Below are 3,563 nucleotides of genomic sequence, written 5' to 3'. Positions count from 1 at the left end.
GTTTTTGCAGATTTTTCGTGATATTTTAGTCTCCTAATTTTTCTTGTAAATTTGGATAGGTACTACGATCATTTATATTGACTATGCGACTCTCATCACCTGTTGCTGTTACATTTTCATATACTCCTTGATCCCGTTTTACCAATTTACTAAATCCGTGACTTTTTAGATCGCTAACTCCAGTTTCTACTATTATTCTAGGGGCACTAATCATACGTTTAACAGGAGTGTCTTCTGGAGTGTCGCCTATATCACATTTAGCTAATTTACATAGCTCACCCCAAGTTGTGATATTTTCATTTATACTGTGCCAAACTTCTAGTTTTTGCTTATTAGTTGGACAAAAATAATCGTATATAGGCATAGTTATAGCTTCTACAGTAATAGTTTGTCTTTAATTATAGATGATGCTATATTGTACTAGCAAGTCTTTAGACAAGTTGTAAAACTAAAGGAATCTAAATAAATTACTTTTTTTTTACAATTTGCTCGGAAATTTGGTTATAGGATGAGAATTATTCTACAAATTATCATACAGCAATAGATTATGAGATTGTATATTTTATTTTAGATTATTCGGGTATATTTATTAAATTTAGCTATATATTTTCAGTCTCTGTTTTAGAGTTCTATAAAACTGATAAAATTTTCTTCTACTGGAATCCGGAAGTTGATAATTTAAACCCTTTTTTGAGGGGAATCTAAATATAATATACATTGTCTTAAATTATTTTGAGGAGCATTTATTAATGAGCGATTTCAAAGTAACACCACAAAGCGATCTGGCTACCAGTCAAATGTTAGAAAGATACAACTTAGAGGATGAAACAATTCTAAAACGTTGGGCGCAATTACATGGTATTGATAGTAGTCGAGGTTACTATAATCCAGATGAAGTCGATCTAATAGATCATGTACATCATCATATTTATAATCTTGGCATGAGCATTATTGACTATCAAAGTTTTATAGAACATCGTCAAATTAGACCACAAAAGTCTGCCCAGGAAGAGGAAAAAAATATAAGGCAAAATATTATATATAACAACTCTATTAATGATGAAGTAAATGATACTTCAGAACAAGTTAATCATGAAGGTTATACAGCTATAGAGATGTTGAAAAACCAGTATTCAGAAGCAATTGATGTAATGGGAGAAAGAATTGCTGACCATTTTATAGATGAACTAGATTTATCTGTAATGCGACATCTAGTTAAGAAGGTAAAAGCACGTCAAAAACTTAATGGTAAAGTTTCATCAAATCGTTTTCTTAAAACAATTAAAGCGGTTTTACAGCCTCAAAATGGTAATTATCTTGTTCCTAAAGATAATCAAGATAATGAGGATGAATCTAGTATTGAACTAGAACAAAATCATCGACTTGGTTAATTAATTGGTTGAGCACTAATTTTCTGTGATGGGAGAGGGATATATTTTGCACAAGGTTTTTAGGGAGGTATTGAAGATTTTGTTAAACCTAATTCTGCTTAGTAATATCTGGTCAGAAATCAGGTTGACTTTGACTATTGAAGACCTGTATAGGGGTTTGGTTCTTCAGCAATTAACAATGAACAATTAATAATTAATAATTACCCCTTCTTAAAACTATTGAGGATTGACCAAGAAGGAAAATTTTTGATTTATCCCCTATCCCAGGGTCGGCTTCAAGGCGTGAATTGTTGAATGAATAATTAATTGACTATCAACTCTTAATTATTAATTATTCACTATTAATTATTAATTATTCGGTAAACCCCTACAGAATTAACCCGGAGTTTGGGAAAGTTTACTTGGTGCAATTATTTTACGTTTAGTTTTGCCTACTTACTTAGCTTGATTTTATTAGAAATAAGTGGCATATAGATGTTAAGTGGAAGAGTTAAAGAAGTTAGAAGTCAGAAATGATAAGTCAGAAGTTGTTTTTGTAACGGGAATTTTCAGCAACTATCCAAAAATACTTCGCCTTAAAAGGCAGGTTTTTCAAACCAATTATTTTGATAAAATTCAATCATCCTTTCCCACGCAAAAAATTCTTGATTAATAGAGGGAATAATAATTGGAGATTAAGATCAATAATTTGATTTATGTTTGATTTTATATAATTCCTATATGAATCGTGAAAAAAATATGGCTGGATTAGTTTTTACAGGGTTAAGTTGTTCTGAAAAATGATTTGGTATTTCTCTAGAATGGGGTTATTCTAGTAGTCACAAATAAATTTGGTAGCCCTTTATAAGTATTCAAGAATTGATAATGGATAATGAATAATGGATAATTACCTCTGGTGGAAACTGAGAGTATTTAACCCTGGTGGAAATCTCCTAGCACTTTTCTTGACTGCTGTTTCTTTATGCGGGGGATATTTTCTACATAACTCAAATATAACTGCTATAAGTAAGTAGGCAAAATTATTTCTAGATTTACTACTCAGGTATATTTCCTTTTCCCTGTCTTGACCATAAGTTAAATTGATTTTGCACAGGTACTTAAATTCAAAATTTTTCAATTACGACTAGGTGACTTATAAATTTGATTAGCTACATACTTAATTTTTTTTGAATTTGCTGTAAAACTATAAACCATAGAAAAAATGATTAAATCTTGGATGATAATTGGCAGTGTTACTTTTTTAATACCATTTAGTAGTAACTTCTTAATTAGTTCTAGAGATGCTCAATGGTTTAGACGTTTACAAAGACCTCATTGGTTAACTTTTGAAAGATTAATTCCACTAATTTGGACGACGATTTTTATTTGTGGTGCTTGGTCTGCATATATTATCTGGGAACAAGAACCAGGAACTCAAACAACTTGGTTGTTAATGGCACTATATTTATTGTTAGAAATAGTGACAATAGCTTATACACCTGTCATGTTTCGTACACAAAGTTTGAAAGTGGGAACAATTATTGGGGGAACTGGTTTTGTACTAAATATAATGCTAATTTTGACTGTCTGGAAAATTAATATTTGGGCTGGAATTTTATTATTACCCTATACATTTTGGAGTCCAATTGGTACTTATACTACTTGGGAAATGAGTCGTATTAATTCGGAAAATTAGTAATATTGACTAATTTGAATAAAAGCTGTAATACTATTTATTTATAATAATGTGCGTAATAATTTATTATCCTTAGTACCTAATTATGCTAAGGATTTTTATCTGTTATTAAGGGCAGCTTCATAGAGAAATAGTCTAATACTAATTACCATAAACTTTGCTATACTTGGATTTTCTATTTATAAATATTATTTGTGGGAGTAAATACTTGATATTTAGTAACTTTGGCTATGAAGTAAAGTTATTTTTACCAGCTTCCAAGTATAACAATAATGCATGAGAATTGGTATAAGTAGAAAATTATAATTAATACTTCAATTTGTTTGGCTAAAATTGAAGTAAAAGAAAAAATTATTCAGCTACAAACAGAGTTTGTGAGAAGTCGAGCTTCTAAATTATGATCAAACTTCACAAATAGAGTTTTTAGTAAGGAAAAAAACTTTATTAGGATTCAAAGAATAAATAGTATTTATAGCAACTTATGCCAATTCTCATGA

General features: G+C 29.9%; 3 protein-coding genes. 2 read left to right on the top strand and 1 reads right to left on the bottom strand.

Going from position 1 to position 3,563, the window contains the following annotated elements; all coding sequences use genetic code 11:
- Nucleotides 1-25: 25 nt before the first annotated feature.
- Complete coding sequence (locus tag F6K22_RS35790) at nucleotides 26-364, bottom strand: FmdB family zinc ribbon protein (RefSeq protein ID WP_293109349.1); 339 nt, start codon at nucleotides 362-364, stop codon at nucleotides 26-28.
- Between the two features lie 385 nt (nucleotides 365-749).
- On the opposite strand from F6K22_RS35790, the gene F6K22_RS35785 reads away from it, so the two are divergent.
- Together F6K22_RS35785 and F6K22_RS35780 are read left to right on the top strand one after the other, a co-directional pair.
- Nucleotides 750-1,391, top strand: coding sequence for a hypothetical protein (locus F6K22_RS35785; RefSeq protein WP_293109347.1), 642 nt, complete (start codon nucleotides 750-752; stop codon nucleotides 1,389-1,391).
- A gap of 1,201 nt (nucleotides 1,392-2,592) precedes the next feature.
- Complete coding sequence (locus tag F6K22_RS35780) at nucleotides 2,593-3,066, top strand: TspO/MBR family protein (RefSeq protein WP_293109345.1); 474 nt, start codon at nucleotides 2,593-2,595, stop codon at nucleotides 3,064-3,066.
- Nucleotides 3,067-3,563 lie beyond the last annotated feature (497 nt).

It is taken from the genome of Okeania sp. SIO2F4, assembly GCF_010672385.1.
GTDB lineage: Bacteria > Cyanobacteriota > Cyanobacteriia > Cyanobacteriales > Microcoleaceae > Trichodesmium.
This window is presented reverse-complemented; position numbering and strand designations above follow the sequence as displayed.